Genomic DNA, 20,590 nt, shown 5'->3' on the forward strand with positions numbered 1-20,590 from the left:
CGGACTGCACACGTCGACAGCGCCCCGGCAGGCGATCGAGCCCCGCCCACCGCACGCCACGCTGCTAGCGCGCGACGCCGTGTTTCGCGGGCGAAACCGTCGGTCGCGGCGGCTCGCCCGAGGGGTGCGCGGGCCCCTATCCGTGGCCCACCCCTCACGCCTGCACCCCGCTCGGCCAGAAGAACGGCGACGGCGTCCGAGAGAAGGACGGCCAGGTGTCGACCGTCCGCCTGTCCTACGGCGCCGCCCGCTCCCGCGCGTCACCCTGCACGAGCCCGCCCTCCCCACCCGCTGACCGCGGCCTCCCCGCCCCGCTCGCGCTCGCCGAGGGGCACGTTGTTGTCGCTTTGGGTGCGCGGAAGTGAAAATAACGTGCCCCTCGACTGACAGCGTCCGCGTGGCGGCGGTGTCCTCATCGAACGAAGGGCTCGCGAGCCGGCAAACGAATCTTGCGCGGGCCACGAACGGCTCTCGCGAGGGGCACGTTGTGGTCGCTTTAGGTGTGCGGAAGCGACAACGACGTGCCCCTCGACCGACCGCATCCGCGTGGCGGCGGCGCCCGCATCTAGCGACGGGCTCGCGAGCCGCAAACGAATCTCGCGCGGGCCACGAACGGCTCTCGCGAGGGGCACCTTGTTGTCGCTTTGGGTGCGCGAAAGTGACAACGACGTGCCCCTCGGCGTACGTGGGGTGGTGTGCGCGGGAGGGAGGCCTCGCGTAAGAGCGCACTATTGCCACTCGGGGCACGAGGGGACGACCGCCTGCCCCTCGAGGAGCCCGCGCGGCGGAAGCGCGCGCGAAAGTGCGTGAAAGCGCGCGGTGTTTGCGCGAACGCGCGCTAGGTTGAGGGAATGCGTGCGAGGGAGGGCCGGGCGGGGGCGGGGGTGCGCCGGCCGCGTTCGTTCTGGCTGCAACGCAGCCGGGCGCAGCGCGGGACGCTCCTGGCGACCGGGCTCGTCATCGTCGTGGTGGCAGCGCTCGCGAGCGTGATGTCCGGGCTCGCCGTGCGGTCGCCGACCGCTGCGGTGCGCGCCACGCTGTCCGGCCAAGCGTCGGCCGTGACCTCGCTGGCGCTGGAGTCCACGGCGCTGTCGGACCTCACCGCGCAGGACGCCGAGGTCCGCCGGGTGCTCACCCATCGATTGTCCGGACTGTCCGCGGCCGTCGTGGGGACGTTCTCCGCTCCGCAGGTCCCGGTCGCAAAGGACGCAGACACCGCAGGCGGCGATGCGCTGCTCCTCGTCGCGGCCGACGACCTCCGCTCCCGGGTCGTCGTCTCGGCGGGCCGCTGGCCCACCGGTGACGGCCAGACCGCCGTCGACGAGGCGTTCGCACGCGCCCACTCCGTCCGCGTCGGTGATCACCTGCAGTTGCAGGGCGGTTCCGAGCCGGTTCCTGTCGAAGTGACGGCACTGTGGCATCCCGCCGATCCGTCGGCGCCCGCGTGGCTCGGCCTCACCGACGGCCAGGGCGGCACCGACGGCAGGATCGCCGTGGATGCGGCGACGGCGTCCGCGGCCAGTGACGGTCTCACCGGCAGGTGGGTGGTCACACCCGACGCGAAGCGCACGACCGCCGCCCAGCTTCCCCGCCTCCACGCGGCCCTGGCGGGCGCTGCCACGGAGCTGAGCGGTGACTCGGCCGCCGGCGCCAGCCCGTTCTCCGCCGAGGGGGACGCGATCGCGACTGTGGCGGCGATGCAGCGCTCGGTGGTGGCGTTGCACGCCGTCATCCCGGTTCCGCTCGCCGTGCTGGCCGCCTGCTCGGCGATCGCGCTCGTACTGCTCGCGCAGCTGCTCGCCGGCGCGCGGCGGGTCGAGACGCGGCTGTTGCGCTCGCGCGGCGTCACGATCCAGACCCTCGCCCGCGCCGCGGTCGTCGAGTCGGGCGTGGTCGCGGTGCTCGCGACCGTCGTCGGCACGGTGGCGGCGCAGCTGGTGCTGTCGTTCACGCTCGCGCCGCCCACTCAGGCTCTCGATGTCGCGCTGCCGCCGATTCTGACGGTCGTGCTGGCCGTCGTCGCTTCGATGCTCACGGTCGTCTTCTCGGCGCGTGCGGCCTCTGAATCGCCGGGTGCGGTGGAGGCCGGTCGCGGCCGGACCGTCGTGTCGGGAGGCCTCACCGTGCTCGCGGTCATCGCCGCAACCGTGACACTTTGGCGGTTCGTGGCGTTCGGCCCCGCCGTCGGCGGTGGCTCCGACGCGGTCGACCCGACCGGGGTGGTCGCTCCGGCCGCTGTGTTGTGCGCGATCGCGCTGATCGGCCTCCTGCTGTTCGGGCCGGCCTCGGCCGCGGTGGAGCGCGTCGCCGGCCGCGGTCGCGGTGTCGCCGGTGTGCTTCCGGCACGGCAGGTGGGGCGCGGGGTGGCGCTCTTCGCCGGTCCGGTCGCGCTCATCGTCCTCGCGGTCGGCTCGCTGACGTTCGCCGCAGGCTACGCGGGGACGTTCGGCGGCTTCCTGCGCGACTCCGCCCTGCTCGTGAACGGTGCCGCCGTTCGCACCGATCTCGGGGTGAGCGGGAGCCCGCACGGCCCGGACGACACCTCCGGGGCCGCGCGCCTCGCCGCGGTCCGCGGGGTGACGGCGGTCTCGCCCGCCATCGTCGACAGCGGGACGGTCGGCGACTCCGACGTCGCCGTCGTCGCCGCCGACGCGAGCGCGCTGCCGACGCTGCTGCCGATCGGCGGCTACCTGCTCGACACCGGCGACTTGGCCAGGCGCCTGCGGGTTCCGGGTGTGCTCGCCGGGGTGGAGCTCCCGTCCGGTTCGAAGCTGCTGTCGGCGACGGCAGCGGTGGCGGAAGGCGACGGCGCCGCGGACGTGACGGGAGGCACCGCCTGGCTGGCCACCTCCACCGGCGAGGTCGTCCCGGTCGCCGGGCAGGTCGCACCCGCCCCCGCACCAGCGCCCGCAGGAGGCGGCACGGCGACCACCGCGATCGCCTTCGCCCTCCCCGACGGAGCCACCCGGCTCGTCGCCCTCGACGTGACGCTGGAGGCCCCGGACGGCGTCACCGGTCTCGGCGTGCGCGTCTCCGGGCTGCCGTCCGGCGCCGGGGGTTGGGTCCCGGCCACCGCGGCGTTCGGCGATGCCGGTGCCTTCCGGGCCGACGGGGCTCTCGGCGCGCGCGCAGCCTCGTTCACCGGGGATGCGTCCGTGCGGTTCGTCCCGCCGGGCGCCTCCGCCCTCCCGCTCGCGGTCACCACGGCACTCGCGCACGACAACGCCCTCCAGGTCGGGCAGCGCATCGAGGTGCGCAGCCCGGTCGGCGACCTGCAGGGGAAGGTGGCGGCGATCGTGCCGGCGCTCCCCGGCACCTCGGACGAGCGCGCGGTGTTCGCCGACCTGCCCGCGCTCACGGCCGAGCTTCTGCGGTCGTCGGCCTCGGTGACACGCGCCTCGTCGGTGTGGCTCGCCACCGACGGCGCCGACGATCCGGAGACGGTCGCGAGCGCCGTCCGCGCCCAGGTCGGTCCCGACGCGACCGTGAGCACGGCCTCCGGCGCGTTCGTCGCCCGATTCCTCGGTGGGGCCGTCGCCAGCACCTGGCTGGGCGCGGCAGGCTGCGCGCTGCTGGCCGTCGCGGCGGTCGTCGCCGCGATCACCGCCGCCCTCCGCCGTCGGCGCGGGGAGGTCGTCGTGCTGCGCGCCGTCGGACTCTCCGGCCGGCAGCAGGCGTGGGCACGGCGGTTGGAGGTCATCGGCGTGTCCTTCGCCGCCGGCGTCTTCGGCCTCCTCGGCGGGGTCGTGGTCGTCTTGCTGGTCGGCAACACGCTCGCGCGACTGTCGGTCGTCACCGCGCCCTCCACGCTGTCGGTGCAGGGTCGCGTCGATCCCGTCGGCATGGGACTCGGGGTACTGGCGCTGGTCGCGGCGCTCGCCGTCGCCGTGTGGGGCTACGGCGCCGGCGTGCGGCGCCAGGCGGCCGATACCGCGTACCGGGAGGAGACCCGATGACGTCTCCCTCCGCCGCGCGCGCCTCCCGGCTCACGGACGCCGGCCTCGCGCTGCGCGCCCTGAAGGCGTTCCGCGGCGGCCTGCTGCTGCTCACTCTCGTCACGGTCGTCGTCACCGCGGCGCTCGCCGCCTGGCCGCGGGTCGCCAGCGGCCTGCTGACCGCCGAGCTGCGGCACGAGGTGACCCAGGCAGGCGCGGGAGGCCGCGACCTGACCACCGCCATTCGCACCGGATCCTTCACAGCGGGACCCGTGCTGGATCCCGTCGCCGTCTGGCACGGCCTCCCCGGCATCGCCGCCTCGGTGCACGCCGGGCTGAAGCCGCCGCTGCGCCACGTCACCGGGCACGGCGACACGGCGATGACGAGTCTCGACCTCAGCGTCGAGCCGCCGAAGGACGCCGCCTCGAACAGCAGGTACAGCGTGGGGGTCGAGGCCTATCGGGGGCTGCGATCGCAGGCGCGGCTGGTCGAGGGCTCCTGGCCGGCCCCTGTCACCGCGTCGTCGCTCCAGGGTGCCGTCGTGGACGTCGTGCTCACGCGCGACGCCGCGCGCCTCCTCGAGTGGCCGCTCGGCGCCGAGCGGCGCACCGGCACCGAAGACGGCCTCACGCTGAGACTCGTCGGGATCGTCGCGCCGAAGGACGCCGGCAGCGACTTCTGGAACCTCGACGCCGTGCGCGCGCACGGCCACTTCCTCGACGAGGGCGACAAGGGAAAGGACTTCGGAGCGGTGGCGTGGCTCGACCCCGGGTCGTGGCCGGCTGTCGCCCCTGCGTTCGACGGCGCCGTCGCGTCGCTGTGGTTCCCCGTGCTGCCGGCATCCTTCGAGGTGGAGGATCTGCCGGCCGTGCGCAGCACCCTCGGCGGGTTCCTGGCACTCCCGCCGGTCGCGTCGGTCGAGGGCGTTCCCGTCACGCTCACGTTCAGCACGAGCCTGCAGGGGCCGCTCGACGACTTCCAGAGCCGAGCGCAGCCGGCCAACACGCTGTTCGCGATCCTCGCGGCGGGGCCGCTCGTGGTCGCCCTCACCGTGCTCGCGCTGGGCGCCCGGCTCGTCGTGGGCCGGCGCCGCGAGGCGCTCGCGCTCATGGCGGCGCGCGGTGCGTCGCCCGGTCGACTGCGCGGGACCCTCGCGATCGACGGTGCCCTCGCCTCTGTGCCGACGGCGATCGTCGGACTCGCGGTCGCCTTCGCCGTGACGCCCGATACCGCACCGGTGCTGATCCCGGTGCTGCTCGCAGCACTGTGCGCTGCGGCGCCACCTGTCGCACTGGTGCTCGCCGCCGGCTCGCTCGCACCGCGGCCGGTCGGCCCGCGCGCGCGCTCGCGCTGGGCCTGGGTCGCCGAGGTGACCATCATCGGGCTGGCGGTGCTGAGCGTCGTCCTGCTGACCCGCCGCGGGCTCACTGCCTCCGGCGGCGGTCTGGAGGTCGATCCGCTCGCCGCCCTCACCCCGGTCCTCGTGGCGTTGGCCGCGTGCGTGATCGTGCTGCGCGTCACGGGCGTTCCTCTCGGCTGGCTCGTCGCCGCGTTCCGCCGCGGCAGCGGCGCCGTCGCCTTCCTCGGCGCGTCCGGCGCCCGCGGGACAGGTGCACGCGGCGGGCGCGGCGCCGTGCTCTGGCCGGTGTTCGCCCTGGTGGCGGGGGTCAGCATCGCCCTGTTCTCGGTGAGCGTCCTCGCCACGGCGCGCGACGGTCTCGACCAGGGCGCCCGGGCGAGGGTCGGCTCGGACCTGTCGTTGACGGCGGCCTCCACGCTCGGTCCCGACCAGTTGGCCGCTGTGAAGCGCATCCCGGGTGTCGCCGCCACCGCCACGGTGGACTGGGCGGGCGGCATCGCGATCACCGCGGGCGGCACGGGCGAGGTCGTCTCCGGCTACCTCGTCGACCCGAAGCAGCTGGATGCCGTGCAGCGCGGCCTCCCCGCCTCCGCGCGCCTCTCCACGCTCCTCGGCGGCGGGCTCCCCGGCCGCACCGGCGCGGTGCTCGGCGGATGGGAGAGTCGCATCCCGGTGACGAGCGCCCTCGTCGTCGGGCAGGGGACCAATGTGCACCTGGCCGTGACCGAACTGGACTTCACGCCGGGCGTCTACGTGCGCGACTCCCGGTGGGTGATCATCGACCGCTCGACGCTCCCGGCCTCGAGCGAGGTCACCGGCACCCCGCAGACGGTGCTGGTGGCGCTGTCGTCCGGCGCCGATGCGGCGCGGGTCCACGACGAGCTCGCCCGCATCGGCGGCAGCGGAGCCCTGGTGGGCGACGCGGTCGCCGAGCGCGCGACCCTCCGCTCCTCCCCGCTCGTGGCGGGCACCGAGTCGATCGCGCTGCTCTCGATCGCCCTCACCGTGCTGCTGTGCGTCGCCGCCCTGGTGCTCACGCTGGTCATGAACACGGCCTCCCGCATCCGCCTGGTGGCGACACTGCGCACGGTCGGGTTCAGCACGCGGCAGACGGCCGGCGTGCTCGCCTGGGAGCTCGGCCCCGTGCTCGTCATCGGTCTCGTCGCCGGCGCGATCGTGGGGCTGGTGCTTCCGGGGATCGTGCTCGGCCCGCTCGATCTGCGCGGGTTCACCGGCAGTCCGGTGCAGCCGACGGTCGCGAGGGACCCGTGGCTGACCGCCGCAGCGCTCGCCGGCTTCGCGGCGGTCGCCGCGGTGGCCACGCTGGTGGCGCTGGCGGGTGCGCGGCGCTCGTCGCCCGCCGCGGTGCTGCGCGCGGCCGGAGACCTTCCGTCGACAGGAGGAGAATGACCAGGATGACGACGCAGGAGACCTTGCTGGGCGCGATCGCCGCCCCCGGCGCGACCACAGCACCGGGCGCCGCCGCACCGCCGGTCGACGCCGCGATCCGCTGCTCCGACCTCGTGCGCATCTTCACGGCGGACGGCGTGGAGGTGCAGGCGCTCCAGGGTCTGACCCTGAGCGTCGACGGCGGCGAGCTCGTCGCGATCGTCGGCGCCTCGGGGTCGGGCAAGTCGACGCTGCTCGGCATCCTGTCCGGTCTCGACAAGCCGACGGCCGGGTCGGTGACGGTCGCCGGGCGTGACCTGCTCGCTCTGTCGTCGCGCGAGCGGGTCGACTACCGGCGCCGCACGGTCGGGTTCGTCTGGCAGCAGACCTCGCGCAACCTCCTCGGCTACCTCACCGCGCGCGAGAACCTGGCGCTCGCCATGTCGCTGGCGCGTACGCCCGACCGGGAGCGCCGCTCTGCCGACCTCCTCGACCTCCTGGAGGTCGCGCACTGCGCCGACCGCACCCCGTCCGAGATGTCCGGCGGCGAGCAGCAGCGCGTCGCGATCGCCGTCGGCCTCGCCAACGAGCCGCGGGTGCTGCTCGCCGACGAGCCGACCGGCGAGCTGGACGAGGCGACGAGCGCCGAGGTGCTGGAGGCCATGCGCGGCGTCAACCGTGAGCTCGGCGTGACCACGCTGATCGTCACTCACGACCCCACGGTGTCCGACCACGTCGCGCGCACCGTGCAGATCCGCGACGGGCGCACCGCCACCGAGGTCCTGCGCCGCACCGGCGTCACGGCCGAGGGCGACGAGCACCTGGTCGCCGAGGAGTACGCGGTCCTCGACCGGGTGGGCCGCCTCCAGCTGCCGCAGGAGTACCTGACGACGCTCGGGATGCGCGAACGTGTGCGGCTGGCGCTCGAGAGCGACCACGTCGGGGTCTGGCCGCACGTGCAGCAGACGCAGCAGGAGGAGGCCGCCGATGACGAGCGTTGACACCGTGGCCGAGCGGGTCCGGTCGGTGCAGGACGGGCCGCTGCTCGCGGCCGAGGCCGTCAGCCGGGTCTTCGAGACCGCGGCAGGGCCGGTGGTCGCGCTCGCCGAGGCGACGTTGGAGGTCCACCGCGGCGAACTGGTGGTGATCAAGGGCCGCTCCGGGTCGGGCAAGACCACCCTGCTCAACGTGCTCAGCGGGCTCGACCGGCCGACCTCGGGCCGGGTCGTGGTCGACGGCGTGGAGGTCGGCACGGCCGACGAGACCGCGCTCGTCGCCCTGCGCCGACGCAGCGTCGGCTTCGTGTTCCAGTCGTTCGGTCTCATCCCGGTGCTGTCGGCGGCCGAGAACGTGGAGGTGCCGCTCCGGCTCCTGGGGACGCCGCCCGCCGAGCGCGACGCCCGCGTCGCCGAGCTCCTCGAGCGGGTGGGACTGGCGGCGCACGCCCGGCAGCGCCCGACGGAGCTCTCGGGAGGCCAGCAGCAGCGCGTCGGGATCGCCCGCGCACTCGCCGCCGACCCTCCGCTCCTCTTCGCCGACGAGCCGACCGGCCAGCTCGACAGCGTGACCGGCCGGCAGATCATGGACCTGCTGGTCGAACTGGTGCACGGCAGCGGCGTCGCCGCGGTGGTGACCACGCACGACCCGCTGCTCATGGCACGCGCCGACCGGGTGCTGGAGCTGCACGACGGCCGGCTCGGCGGCGGCGCGCCGCGGCGGGGGCGTCACGCGGCGGAGAGCTGAGCGCTCCCGCTCGCAGTGCGGCGGGAGACGCGCGCGCGTTGACGCGGCGTGAAGAGGACGAAGCTGAAGAAGATCCCCAGGAAGGCCTCCCAGACGATCTCGGGAAGTGTCGCGGCGGCGGAGACCGGCGACCCCTGACCCCAGAACCCGAACAGCACGCCGATCCCCGACAGCGCGACGAGCGAACCGCCGGCCATGCCGACGATCGCCATCGCTCGGGGCACCAGCCCGGAGCGCAGCAGCAGCCACCCCAGCAGGACACCGTTGCCGAGGCCCGCGACGAAGCCGGGACCGAGCAGGAACGTCCAGTTGCGGAGGGCGACGAGCGTGTGCGCCGAGACGGCCACGGCCTCCTGGTCGCCGAGCGCCGTCGCCTGCGGCCGCAGGGTGACGACCGTGAGCAGGCACAGCACGCCGATCGCGATGAAGACGCACTCCATGATGCGGGCGACGACGTAGCCGAGGGCGAGCCCCTCGGATCGGCGGCGCAGGATCGGGAAGAGTGCGAGCGCCGTACCCAGGTTGGCGGCTATCAGCGCCAGTTCGCAGAGGATGCCGAGGAGGACGCGCGTGTCCGCGCCGCGGCCGAGCACGTATGCCGGGTCGTCGAGGACCGGGGCGTAGAGCTGCACGCCGGCGATCGCGGTGACGAAGGTGACGAGGAACAGCGCGCCGGCCGTGAGCGCGCGTCGGCGATCGGCGGTCAGGGGATCGGCAGGCAGGGGATCGGTGGACATGGTGGCCTCGGTTCTGGTGAGGGGGGCTAGGATGGTGTACGCCGTACACCTGCACAATAGGTGTACGGCGTACACCGTGTCAACATCCGTTCACGACCTCCGCCGAAAGGGGACAGTATGCCCGAGGCGACCCGTCCCCGCCTGACCCGCGACAGCGTCCTCCGGCGCGCGCTCGAACGCGCCGACACCGCAGGCATCGACGCGCTCTCGATGCGGTCGCTGGCGTCCGAGCTCGGGGTGGTGCCGATGGCGCTCTACAAGCACGTCGCCAACAAGGAGGAGCTCGTCGACGGGATGGTCGACCTGGTCTGGGCCGAGGTCGAGCCGCCAGCCGGCGCCACCTGGCGGGAGGCGATGCGCGCACGAGCGGTGTCGCTGCGCGCGGCACTGCGGCGCCACCCCTGGGCGGTCGGGCTGATGGAGTCGCGCACGCGGCCGGGGCTCGCGAACCTCGCCGCGCACAACGCGATGATGGGGTGCCTGCGCGAGGCCGGATTCCCGTTCCGCACCACCGTGCACGTGACGTCGGTGCTCGACGCGTACGTGTACGGGTTCGCCCTCCAGGAGAAGACCCTCCCGTTCGCTTCCGCGGAGGAGTCGGGGCAGGTGGCGGCCGAGACGGAGCAGTCCGTTCCCGCCGAGGTGGCGCAGCGCTTCCCGTACCTGCTGGAGGTCGTCGCCCGGCTCGCAGAGTCCGGCTACGACTACGACGAGGAGTTCGCCACGGGTCTCGACCTCATCCTCGACGGCGTCGAGCGTCGCTGGCCCTGACGGCCGCCGATCGCACCATCTGCGGCAAATCTGCCCAGGTCAGTCGAGGTGGTCGAGGTAGCGCAGGATGATGCCCTCGCGCAGCGCCCACGGACAGACCTCGAGCTCGGCGACGTCCAGGGCGCGCATGGCCTCCCGCAGCACCACTCCGCCCGCGACGATCTGGAACGTGCGGTCCGCGGTGATGCCCGGCAGTGCGGTGCGCGCATCGGCGGGCAGCTGCGCCAGCCGCGGCACCCAGTCCGCGAGTTCGGAGCGGCGCAGGAGGCTCCGCTCGGTGCCGCCGGGGCCGCTCGCCGTCGAGCCCGCGAGCCGGGCGAGCGAGCGGATGGTCTTGGAGGTGCCGATCACGTGTTCGCGCCCCCGGCCGGAGAACCGTCCGACGGCCTCCGCGAGGGTCGCCCTGGCGTAGTCGCGCAGCGCGGTGAGCTGGTCCTCGGTGGGCGGGTCGAGGTGCAGGAACCCGATGGTGCTGCGGCCGGCGCCGAGGGGGAGGGACACCGCGGTGTCCGGGTACTCGTCGGCGCCCGCCGCGACCTCCAGGGAGCCGCCGCCGATGTCGAGCAGCAGGAGCGAGCCGGAGGACCATCCCGACCAGCGCCGGACGGCGAGGAAGGTCAGCCGCGCCTCGTCCTCGCCGGAGAGCACCTGCAGCTCGACGCCGGTCTCGTCGCGGATGCGACGCAGGATCGCCGGACCGTTGGCGGCCTCCCGGATCGCGGAGGTCGCGAACGGCAGCAGCTCATCGATGCCCTCCGCTTCACCGACCGCGACCGCAGCGCGGATGGCCTCGAGGATGGCGGTCTCGCCCTCCTCGCTGATCGACCCGTCCTCCAGGATGTAGCGCATCAGGCGCAGCACGGACTTGTGGGTCGCCGCAGGGAGCGGCCGGGCGCCGGGGTGCGCGTCGACGACGAGCAGGTGGATGGTGTTCGATCCCACGTCGAGGACTCCGAGTCGCATAGACAGAGAGTAACGGTCGCGCGACCGGGACTCCGCGCCACGTTCGCGCCGCACGCTGCGCTCGGCCGCAGCCGCTCACGGACGGGCGCTGGGAGCCCCTCACTCTGAGAAACCTGTTGATCGCCCCTTGTCGTGCTGACAAGATCGGAGTACCCGAAACAGTGAGGCTCCTATGCGCTTCCCGAGAACCGCCTTCGTCGCCGCCGTCTCCGCGATCACCCTCGGTGTCGCCCTGCTGACCGGGTGCTCATCCCAGCCCGACGTCGCACTCGCCACCGCCACCATCACGCCGGAGCGCGGAGGAACGGTGAAGGCCGCCAACGGAATCACCCTCGAGGTGCCCGCCGGAGTCGTCGCCCATGAGACCGCGGCCACGATCACCGATGTCGGGGACTGCAAGTACGACATCCACATCGCGGGCGACTGGACGGGGAAGATCGCTGTCACCATGCCGTTGGCCGGTCACGACGACGCTGTCGCCCACCAGGTGGGCGGCTCGTGGGTGATGGAGGGAACCGACTACGCCCAGTCCACCGTCTGGGTCACCTCCCTCTCGCTGTTCAGCACCATCCGCGACGCTGCCATCAAGCTCGTCTGCAAGGCCTTCGGGAACACGGTACTGCCTTGCCTGCTCGGCAAGGGGATCGAGTTCGTCGACAAACAGCTGGCCCTGTGGATCGCCAAGGTCACCGGAAACTCCTGCGCCGCCACCGTCATCGCCACCATCATCGGGGGAGGCTTCCCGGGCAATCGTTTCGTCAAGAGCGGAGAGATCGCTCTCCGGTTGCTGTTCTCCGAACAGTGCGCAGGGATGGCCGGCGAATCGCAGGACTACATCAACGCGCACATCGACTGGAACGGTGACGAAATCCCCGACGCCCAGCAGCAGCAGCCGCCAGCACCGTCGCAGGCGGCGCCTGCGCCGGCACCTGCGCCTGCGCCCGCGCCACAGCCCGCTCCCGCTCCCGCACCGCAGCCCGCTCCCGCTCCCGCACCGCAGCCGGCACCTGCGGTTCCCGCACCTGCACCGGCGCCCCCGGTCGCAGTGCCGCCCGCTCCGCCCGCGCCTGCTCCGATGAAGGCATGGGTCACCCGGGACGGCGACACCATCACCTACCACTGGCAGAGCATGCCGCCGGGTATGTGGCCGCAGGTGGACCGGTTCCGCTGCTGGCGGTATACCCAGCAGACTGACCCCGGAGGGTGGGCCACCGACGGGTGCGGTGAGAAGGGTGGCTTCGCCGGTTTCCCGACGGGCGACGGGTCGGTGTCGTTCACCTATCCCGGTGCAACCGATTCGTTCTCCATCGAGCCCTGGAAGTTCGGACCGTGGCTCTCCCCGGGCGGCGTCTGGCAACAGTGACCGGGCTCCCGGACGCGACACGCCGTGTCGATTCCCCCACTTCGGAGGGGTCGATGTCGGTGGTTCCGCGTAATCTCGGGGGTGTCGGGCAGTCCGCCAGAAAAAACCCGAAAACACTACATGTAGTGGAATGACAATCGTGTCATTCGGGTTATATAGTGGGTAAACACCGCGAGACACACGGTGAACAGACTTCTAGGGGAGGCCATCATGGACTACGAAAACGACACCGTCGGCGGCTACGCAGTTCCCGTCGACCCGATGGATCTGCTGCAGTGCGACAGCTGCCAGTAGTCCGCTGACACAGCTTCGAGAGCCCCGGCGCTTCTGCGCCGGGGCTCTTCTGTTTCGTAGAATCGTCGGGTGCCAGTGAATCCAGAGCTCGTGGGGCGCAGTTTCCCCCCGACCCCTCCCTACCTCGTCGGGCGTGAGAAGGTGCGGGAGTTCGCCGCGGCCGTATTCGCCACCGACCCTGTCAGCTTCGATGTGGCGGCCGCGCAGGCCGCCGGCCACGCCGACCTCGTCGCGCCGCCGACGTTCGCCGTCGTGGTGCAGCAGCTCACCCTCGACCAGCTGCTCGCCGACCCGGAGGCCGGGATCGACTTCAGCCGCGTCGTCCACGGCGACCAGCGGTTCACGTTCTCGCGGCCGATCGTGGCGGGCGACGAGCTCACCGCGACGCTCACGGTGACCTCCGTGAAGTCGCTCGGCACGCACTCGATGGTCACCGCCGAGAGTGTCATCGTCGACGATGCCGGCGAGCACGTCGTGACCACCGTGTCCACCCTGGTCGTTCGAGGAGACGAGTGATGCCCGCACCCGAGTTCGAGTCCCTCACCGTCGGCGACGTGGTCGCCGAGCGCACCTTCGATCTCAGCAGGGACGCGCTCGTTCGTTACGCGGGCGCCTCCGGCGACTTCAACCCGATCCACTACCGCGACGACGTCGCGACCTCGGTGGGGCTCCCCGGAGTGATCGCCCACGGGATGCTCACGATGGGTCTGTCCGTGCAGCCGGTCGTGGACTGGGTGGGCGACCCCGCGCGCGTCGTCGACTATCAGGTGCGGTTCACGCGCCCGGTGGTCGTCGACCCGACGAGCGGCGCGAGCGTGCAGGTGACCGCCAAGGTCGGCCAGCTCGACGCGGAGGCGCGGGTGGCGCGCATCGACCTCACCACGACCTTCAACGCCGAGACTGTGCTCGGCAAGGCGCAGGTCCGCGTCTCGCTCGCGTGAACGACGCGACGACGGGGGTGCCCGCTCTCGCGGAGCTCACGACCATGCGCGTCGGGGGCGTGCCGGAGGCCCTGATCGCGCCGGTGACCACCGACGCGCTCGTCGAGGCCGTCCGCGAGGTCTGGGCGTCGGGGGAGGAGTGGCTCCTCCTCGGCGGCGGATCGAACACGGTGGCCAGCGACGACGGCTTCGAGGGCACGGTCATCCACGTGGTGACCAGGGGCATCGACCGGCTCGACGCCCCCGACGGTCGCGTGCGGCTGCGGGTGCAGGCGGGCGAGCCCTGGGACGAGGTTGTCGCCCTGACCGTGCGGAACGGGTGGTCGGGCGTCGAGGCGCTGTCGGGCATCCCCGGTTCGACGGGTGCGGCGCCGGTGCAGAACATCGGGGCGTACGGGCAGGAGTTGGAGTCGGCCCTCGTCGGCGTCGAATTCCTCGACGCGGAGACCGGCGACGTCGTACGTCTGTCGCGTGCGGAACTGGAGCTCGGCTATCGCACGTCCGTGCTGAAGCGCGGTCGGCTCGGCGTGGTGCTCGCGGTGGAGCTGGAGCTGTCGGACAACTCGGTTCCCGGCGGTGTCGGCGCACCTCTCAGCGCGCCGGTCGCGTACACGCAGCTGGCCGACTCGCTCGGCGTTCCGCTCGGCTCCCGGGTTCCTGTCGCCGAACTGCGGCGCGCGGTGCTGGCTCTGCGCGCCTCCAAAGGGATGGTGCTCGATCCCGACGACCCGGACTCGGTCAGCTCGGGCAGCTTCTTCACCAACCCGATCGTCTCGGAGTCGTTCGCGCGCGGCCTGCCAGCGAAAGCGCCCCGCTGGCCGGTGACTCCTCCCGAACCGGATGTCGTGATCGGCCTCCCCCTCGGAGGCGTCCACCCGCTCGACATCCCGCCGCTGGCGGACGGCCCCTACGACGTGAAGCTCTCGGCCGCGTGGCTGATCGAGAACGCCGGCATCCGCCGGGGCTTCGCCCTGCCGGGGTCGGGCGCCGTCATCTCGTCGAAGCACACCCTTGCGATCGTCAACCGCGGCCACGCCACGGCCGCGGACGTCGCACAACTGGCCTCGTTCATCCAGGCGCGCGTGCAGGCCGAGTTCGGCGTGCTCCTGCGACCGGAACCGGTGCTGGTGGGTCTGACGCTCTGAGGATCCGGCGAGCATCCGGTGACGGGTCGGCCGAGCAAGCCGCCCGCTGTGGAGGTCGAGTGTGGCGGTCAACCGCAAAGCGACCTGGCGGCGTTCTCTGAGAGGACTCTCACCCTCCGTTCCTAGGCTGTGGCCATGGGATTCCTCGATCGACTCCTCGGCCGCGAAGAACCGCAGGACGACCGCACTCGCCAATACCAGCCCGCTCAGCAGTACGCCAATACTGCACGTTCGGCACCTGCCGGAGCAGGTGCGTCTGCCGGCACTGCCGCGCCTGCCGGCACTGCCGCGCCTGCCGGCACTGCCGCGCCCGCCGGCGCCCCCGTCGGCGCAACGCACCGAAGACGAGATCGCCGTCGAGCGCTACCGCTACCTCCTGCGCACGGCCCCGCCCGAGACCATCGAGCAGGTCCACGAGGAGGCCTTCGCCAAACTGACCCCGGAGCAGCGCCGCCTCGTGTTCCAGGAGCTCTCGGCCAACGCGCCGGCGGGAGAGCAGCCGGGCGCGGACGACGCTCGTTCGCTCGCCCAGGCCGCGACCCGCTCCGAACTGCGCCAACCCGGCACCCTGGAGCGCACGCTCGGCGCCCGCCCGGGAGGCGGAATGGGCTTCGGAGGGATGTTCGCGAGCTCGCTTCTCGGCAGCGTGGCGGGCTACGTCATCGCCTCCACGCTCGTCAGCGCCTTCCTGCCGGCACCCGGCGCGGAGCAGGCGGCCACAGACGGCGGATCGCCCGACGCCGCCTCCGGCGCCGATACCTCGGGTTGGGACGGCGGCTCCGGCTGGGACGGCTCCTCCGGCTGGGACGCAGGCAGTGGCGACTTCGGCTCTGGCGATTTCGGCGGCGGCGATTTCGGTGGCGGCGATTTCGGTGGCGGCGATTTCGGCGGCTTCATCTGACCGGCGTTCCGATTCGACCGCTCATCACGCCCGGAGTGCCGCCGCGAATGGCAGCACCGCTCCCGCGCCGCAACGCTTCAGCTCACGCCCGGCGACCGTGATCGTCCACCGACTGTCGATGAGGTCGTCGACGAGCAGCACGGGCATGCCGGAGAGCAACTCGAGACCCGTCGCGTCGAACCGGTCCCAGACCCCGGCGAGGCGGTAGGTGCTGTTGCCGCCCGCACTTCCGGACGGCCCACCCTGTCGGAGCGTGAGCGCTCCGAGGTACGGGAGCCGTCCGATCTCGGCCAGCCCGCGGGCCAGGCTCTCGGTGAACCGCGGTCGTGAGCGCGACGGCACCGCGACCACCGCGGCCGGTCTCTGGGTCCAGTCCCACTGCGCGAGCACCTGAACGCACGCCCGCACGATCTCCGGCGGGCAGTCCGCGTCGGGAGTCTCCGGCGCCAGCAGTCCGCGGAGCCGGCCTCCCCAACCCAGATCCGTCATCCTGGCCAGCACCCGTCCCGCCTCCAGCTGCTCGCTCTGCGGGATCTTGCCTCTCACGGGAACGCCGACGGCGTCCGCCCCTGTCGGCCAGAGTTTTCGGGGTTCGACCGGAACGCCGGCACGATCGAGCTCCGAGGAGATCGCCTGCGCCGCGTCGGCCCCGACCTCACGGGGATACCACGGCCCTGCACACCGATCGCAGCGACCGCACGGGCCGGCGTCGGGGTCGTCGAGCTGGCGCTGCAAGAACTCCATCCGACAGCCCGGCGTGCGCTCGTACTCGATCATCGCGGCCTGTTCGGCCGCTCTGGCGGCCGCGATGCGTTCGTAGCGTTCGCGATCGTAGGTCCAGGGCATGCCGGTCGCGATCCAGCCACCGGGCACGCGCCGTGCGGCGCCGTCGACGTCGAGCACCTTGAGCAGGAGCTCGAGGGTCGACGACCGCAGGTCGACCCGGCTCTCGAGCACGCGCGTGGACTGCGCCTGTTCGCCCAGCGCGCCGAGCAGCGCCGACACCTTCTCTTCCGTCGGCATCGCTGCGGTGGCGAAGTATTGCCAGATCGCACGGTCCTCCGCGCCAGGCAACAGGAGCACGTCGGCCGTCTCGGTGGCGCGGCCCGCTCGCCCGACCTGCTGGTAGTACGCGACGGGCGAGGACGGCGCGCCCAGATGCACCACGAAGCCCAGATCCGGTTTGTCGAACCCCATCCCGAGCGCGCTCGTCGCCACGAGCGCTTTGACCTCGTTGCGCTTGAGCCGCGCTTCGAGCTCCTCACGCTCCGCGGGATCCGTCTGGCCCGTGTACGCGGCGACATCGTGTCCGGCCCGGCGGAGCACGCGGGCGGTGTCATCGGCGGCCGACACCGTCAGCGTGTAGATGATCCCGCTGCCCTGCAGCTCGGCGAGGTGGCCGGCGAGCCAAGCCAGGCGCGCGGTCGCGTCGTCGAGCGTGAGGACGCCGAGCCGTAGCGACCGGCGCGCCAACGGACCCCGGATCGTGCGAACGGAACCCGCGCCCGCCGCTCCGCCCAGCTGCTCCTCGACGTCGGCGACCACCCGCTGGTTCGCCGTGGCCGTCGTGGCGAGCACCGGGACCCCGGAGGGCAGAGCGCGGACGAGCTCGCGAAGCCGACGGTAGTCGGGCCGGAAGTCGTGCCCCCAGTCGGAGATGCAGTGCGCCTCGTCGATGACCAGGAGCCCACAGCGATCGACGAGGGCGGGCAGGTGCTGGTCGCGGAACTCGGGATTGTTGAGCCGTTCGGGCGAGACCAGGAGCGCATCGACGGTGTCGTCCTTCAACCGGGCGACCACCTCGTCCCACTCGTGCCGATTGGCGGAGTTGATCGACAGAGCCCGTACCCCGGCCTTCGCCGCCGCCTCCACCTGGTCGCGCATCAGCGCCAGGAGCGGAGACACGAGGATGGTCGGGCCGGCCCCGCGTTCGCGCAGGAGCATCGTCGCGACGAAATACACGGCGGACTTGCCCCAGCCCGTCCGCTGCACCACCAGCGCCGTGCTGCGGTCGTCGACGAGGGCCTCGATCGCCTCGAACTGCCCCGCGTGGAAGTCGGCGTCCGGGCGGCCGACGAGGGCGCGCAGGCGGGAGAGGGCTCGATCGCGGGTGGTCTCTGACGTGGTGCCGGTGGTGCTCATGAAGCCATCGTTCCAGATGCGACTGACGGGGAACCGGAGAGGCCTGGATCTGTGGATAGCTCACGCGCGACCGCGTCTGTGAAGGAGAGTCGCGATGGGTGAGCGCCGGGATGAAATGGTCGCCGGGAAGCGTTGATCGGCCGGAAACCGCCGAATTCGCCCGGCAGTTCCGCGCCTACAGTTCCAGCGTGTCCACTACAGCCCGCACCCGTACCCGGTCCCCGCTCCGCCCGTTCGAACTCCGACTCCGACTGCCGAACGGAACGGCCGCCGTCGTCGTCATGGACGCGCGCAACATCGGCGAAGCTCTCGACAAGGCTCGCAACGCGCTCGGCGACGTCCAGGTCATCGACCAAAGCTGATCGGACCCTCGCCGATGTCAGAGACCATCGGAGGCCGCGCGCTCCGGGTCATGCAGGTGATCGACAACATCGGCGCGGGGGGCGCCCAACAGGTCGTCGTCGACCTGTCCAACTGGCTCGCACTCCAGCACGGAGTCGTTGTCTCGGTCGTCGCGGAACCCGGGTCTTCGCGAGCTCGGCTGGCCCCGTCCGTCCGATTCATCCCGCAGCGGCCCACGGGGTTCCTCAGGCAGACGAGGGCCCTCCTGCGTGCAGCCCGTGCGGAGAGACCGGACGTCCTCCACGCACACCAGCGGCGCGAGGCCTTGCAGTGCCTCATCGCCGGGCGTCTCCTGGGCATACCCGTCGTGGAGCACGCGCACACGCGGCTTCCGAGTATCCGGCCGCGAATCCTGTCGTTTCGCAGCCGTATGATCTTCGCCGTCGGCGGCGCGGTCGCCGACATGGTCGTTTACGACGCGCGCCGACCGAGGAGCCGAGTGGTTGTCGTCGGGAACGCGCCGGCTCAGCGTCACGCGCTCCCTCCCCGGGAGTGGCCGAGCCTTGACGCGACCGCTCCGGTCCGGATTCTCGCCGTCGGCCGGCTCGTCGAGCAGAAGGATCCGCTTCGATTCGTGCGCGTTGTTGCGGCCGTGGCGAAGACCAGGCCGGTGGCGGCGACCTGGGCGGGCGACGGTGAGCTGCGTGCAGACGCAGAGGGACTGGCCGCGGCGATCGGGGCGCCGGTCGAGTTCGTCGGGCAGGTGGATGACGTGCCCGACCGTCTCGACTCGGCGCATGCACTCGTGATGACGTCGCGGTGGGAAGGGACTCCGCTTGTCGTCCTCGAGGCCTTCGAGCGCCGGCGTCCCGTCGTCGCGACGACCTCCGCGGCGAACGGGCTCCTCGCGTCCGGTCGCGGGATCGTTGTGGCGGACGACGCCGACGATGACGAGTTCGCAGACGCCATCGTCCACGTGCTCACGGACGATCCGGCTCGCACGACCGTCGTCGCGGCGGCGAAGAGCTGGGTGGATGCCGAGGCATCTCCGGACCGCGTCTTCGGGCCCGTGATTGACGCGTATCGCTCCCTGGCCGGAAGACGCGTCGGGCGATGAACCTCCCTCTTCTCCTCATCGTCGGCGCGGGCGTGCTCGTGGTGGCCGTGGTGTTGCTGGTGATCGTTCCTGCGCGACTGGTTCGCGGCGTCGCGATGTCGATGTCGTTCTTCATCCTGTCGTTCAGCGGGAACACGACCGCGGGGCCGGAGGTCTATCAGGCGACTTTTGTCGCCGCCATCGCGTTGCTGGTGCTGGCACTCCTCCGCAGCCGGGCGCCGAAAGCGGGCGGCAGACAATTCATCCTGGTCGTTATCTGGTGGGGCTATACCGCGTTCGGTGTGGCACTGATGGGCAGCTATGAGATCAGCTCGATCATCGTCTTCTTCGGGCTGACCGTTCTTGCAGCATACGTGGTCTCGTCGCTCGACCCGGCAGAACTGCGGATGCTGTACGCGGCGATCATCGTCACGGCGGTGTTTCAGCTCATGCTGGGCCTGTCCGAAGTGATTCTGCACATCGACCCCGTCTGGGGCTACCGCGGAGGGGCGAGAGGGAACCCGCTCCTCACTGGATATGCGCGCGCGCAAGGTTCGCTCGGCCACCCGATTCTGTTCGCGCTCCTCCAGGGAGTCGCGTTCATCGTCGCGTGGTCGAATCCTGCGCGGTGGAAGCAAGGATGGCGTCTGCTCGCACTGGCGTGCGCCATCGTCGGCCAGGTCATCGGTGGGACTCGGAGCGTGGTCCTCGCGTTGTCTGCCGCTGTGCTCGTACACGTTGCCATGAACACCAAACTCCTGGCGTGGGCGCGAACACTGTACGTAATGGCCGCGGGAGGCGTGTTCCTGGTGACCGTCGACGTCGGTGTCGTGCGTATCGCGCAGGAGCTGGTCGTCTCCGGTTCATGGTCCCACCGGTCGGGCGCGCTCCAATCGATCCCGGACTTGCTGGCGAGGCCACCGCTCGAGGCGTGGTTCGGTTACGGCTGGGGCAGCCAACGCGTGCTGTATCAACGCGGATACATGCATCAGACCTATCTGCGCGTCGTAGACAACATGTTCGTCTATGTGCTTGGGACCATGGGAATAGCCGGCCTCCTCGTGCTCCTCGCCGTCTGCGTCCTCGCGTTCTTCAGCGTAGGGCGGATGGCGAAGGCACTCCTCGCCCTGGTCGTGGGCATGTTCTTCTCGTTCGACGTGCTCCTCTGGACGTACTCCGGGCTGCTGTTCAGCATCTTTATCACTCTTCCGAAGCCCGAAGACCCCGTAACCGGACTGAAACCGCCGGACACGGCGCTGGTGGCACAGCCGCAGAACGTCTCTGACTCAGTATCGTCGAGGCACAGCGTCTCCTGACGGCACAGCCCTCTCCTGACGGCACAGCCCTCTCCTGGCAGCGTCGCCTCCGTGACAGAGGGAAATGCCCTCGACAAGCGGTGGCCAGGGCTTCCGCGTCGGGGCATCTGCGCGCTGCGCAGCCCGCCAGGGGCACCGTCCGCGGGGGGCA

16 protein-coding genes are annotated in these 20,590 nt (G+C 71.9%); 13 read left to right on the forward strand and 3 right to left on the reverse strand.

What is annotated here, in order from left to right; all coding sequences use genetic code 11:
- Positions 1-851: 851 nt before the first annotated feature.
- Genes JNB50_RS15385 through JNB50_RS15400 form a run of 4 tightly spaced genes read left to right on the forward strand, consistent with a single transcriptional unit; the run spans position 852 to position 8,428 of the window.
- Positions 852-3,956, forward strand: a complete 3,105-nt coding sequence (locus JNB50_RS15385) for an FtsX-like permease family protein (protein ID WP_208041067.1) — start codon at positions 852-854, stop codon at positions 3,954-3,956.
- Positions 3,953-6,706, forward strand: coding sequence for an FtsX-like permease family protein (locus JNB50_RS15390; protein ID WP_208041068.1), 2,754 nt, complete (start codon positions 3,953-3,955; stop codon positions 6,704-6,706). The genes JNB50_RS15385 and JNB50_RS15390 overlap by 4 nt, the downstream gene beginning before the upstream one ends.
- A 5-nt stretch (positions 6,707-6,711) precedes the next feature.
- Positions 6,712-7,686 carry an ABC transporter ATP-binding protein gene (locus JNB50_RS15395; RefSeq protein WP_208041069.1) on the forward strand — a complete coding sequence of 325 codons (975 nt, stop codon included), beginning with the start codon at positions 6,712-6,714 and terminating at the stop codon, positions 7,684-7,686.
- Positions 7,673-8,428, forward strand: coding sequence for an ABC transporter ATP-binding protein (locus tag JNB50_RS15400; protein WP_208041070.1), 756 nt, complete (start codon positions 7,673-7,675; stop codon positions 8,426-8,428). Before JNB50_RS15395 ends, JNB50_RS15400 begins: the two co-directional genes overlap by 14 nt.
- Here the strand turns inward: JNB50_RS15400 and JNB50_RS15405 are convergent.
- Positions 8,410-9,165 (reverse strand): DUF4386 domain-containing protein, encoded by a 756-nt coding sequence (locus tag JNB50_RS15405; RefSeq protein WP_208041071.1) that lies wholly within the window; start codon positions 9,163-9,165, stop codon positions 8,410-8,412. The genes JNB50_RS15400 and JNB50_RS15405 overlap by 19 nt on opposite strands.
- Positions 9,166-9,282: 117 nt before the next feature.
- On the opposite strand from JNB50_RS15405, the gene JNB50_RS15410 reads away from it, so the two are divergent.
- Entirely contained in the window at positions 9,283-9,936 is a 654-nt protein-coding gene (locus JNB50_RS15410; RefSeq protein WP_208041072.1) for a TetR/AcrR family transcriptional regulator, read from the forward strand.
- 39 nt (positions 9,937-9,975) lie between these two features.
- Here JNB50_RS15410 and JNB50_RS15415 read toward each other — a convergent pair whose 3' ends face one another.
- Positions 9,976-10,899, reverse strand: coding sequence for a Ppx/GppA phosphatase family protein (locus JNB50_RS15415; protein ID WP_208041073.1), 924 nt, complete (start codon positions 10,897-10,899; stop codon positions 9,976-9,978).
- Between the two features lie 172 nt (positions 10,900-11,071).
- Here JNB50_RS15415 and JNB50_RS15420 point away from each other — a divergent pair, with 172 nt between their 5' ends.
- From JNB50_RS15420 to JNB50_RS15440, 5 genes are all read left to right on the forward strand, one after another.
- A complete protein-coding gene (locus tag JNB50_RS15420) occupies positions 11,072-12,262 on the forward strand; it encodes a hypothetical protein (RefSeq protein WP_208041074.1) in 1,191 nt (396 codons plus the stop codon).
- A gap of 363 nt (positions 12,263-12,625) precedes the next feature.
- Complete coding sequence (locus JNB50_RS15425; RefSeq protein ID WP_208041075.1) at positions 12,626-13,072, forward strand: MaoC family dehydratase N-terminal domain-containing protein; 447 nt, start codon at positions 12,626-12,628, stop codon at positions 13,070-13,072.
- Entirely contained in the window at positions 13,072-13,497 is a 426-nt protein-coding gene (locus JNB50_RS15430) for a MaoC family dehydratase (RefSeq protein ID WP_208041076.1), read from the forward strand. The genes JNB50_RS15425 and JNB50_RS15430 overlap by 1 nt, the downstream gene beginning before the upstream one ends.
- Positions 13,494-14,642: a UDP-N-acetylmuramate dehydrogenase gene (locus JNB50_RS15435; RefSeq protein ID WP_307794742.1), complete on the forward strand. Its 1,149-nt coding sequence runs from the start codon at positions 13,494-13,496 to the stop codon at positions 14,640-14,642. The genes JNB50_RS15430 and JNB50_RS15435 overlap by 4 nt, the downstream gene beginning before the upstream one ends.
- A 250-nt stretch (positions 14,643-14,892) precedes the next feature.
- On the forward strand, positions 14,893-15,543 hold the full coding sequence (locus JNB50_RS15440) for a hypothetical protein (RefSeq protein ID WP_307794743.1): 651 nt from the start codon (positions 14,893-14,895) through the stop codon (positions 15,541-15,543).
- 24 nt (positions 15,544-15,567) lie between these two features.
- On the opposite strand, the gene JNB50_RS15445 is transcribed toward JNB50_RS15440, so the two are convergent.
- Complete coding sequence (locus tag JNB50_RS15445) at positions 15,568-17,685, reverse strand: RecQ family ATP-dependent DNA helicase (protein WP_208041077.1); 2,118 nt, start codon at positions 17,683-17,685, stop codon at positions 15,568-15,570.
- Positions 17,686-17,873: 188 nt separating this feature from the next.
- Between JNB50_RS15445 and JNB50_RS15450 the strand changes: the two genes are divergently transcribed.
- Genes JNB50_RS15450 through JNB50_RS15460 form a run of 3 tightly spaced genes read left to right on the forward strand, consistent with a single transcriptional unit; the run spans position 17,874 to position 20,439 of the window.
- Positions 17,874-18,047 carry a hypothetical protein gene (locus JNB50_RS15450; RefSeq protein WP_208041078.1) on the forward strand — a complete coding sequence of 58 codons (174 nt, stop codon included), beginning with the start codon at positions 17,874-17,876 and terminating at the stop codon, positions 18,045-18,047.
- Between the two features lie 14 nt (positions 18,048-18,061).
- Entirely contained in the window at positions 18,062-19,144 is a 1,083-nt protein-coding gene (locus tag JNB50_RS15455; protein WP_208041079.1) for a glycosyltransferase family 4 protein, read from the forward strand.
- A 32-nt stretch (positions 19,145-19,176) separates the two neighbouring features.
- Positions 19,177-20,439 (forward strand): O-antigen ligase, encoded by a 1,263-nt coding sequence (locus JNB50_RS15460; RefSeq protein WP_208041080.1) that lies wholly within the window; start codon positions 19,177-19,179, stop codon positions 20,437-20,439.
- The last annotated feature ends 151 nt before the right edge of the window (positions 20,440-20,590 follow it).

It is taken from the genome of Leifsonia sp. TF02-11, from assembly GCF_017565305.1.
GTDB lineage: Bacteria > Actinomycetota > Actinomycetes > Actinomycetales > Microbacteriaceae > Leifsonia.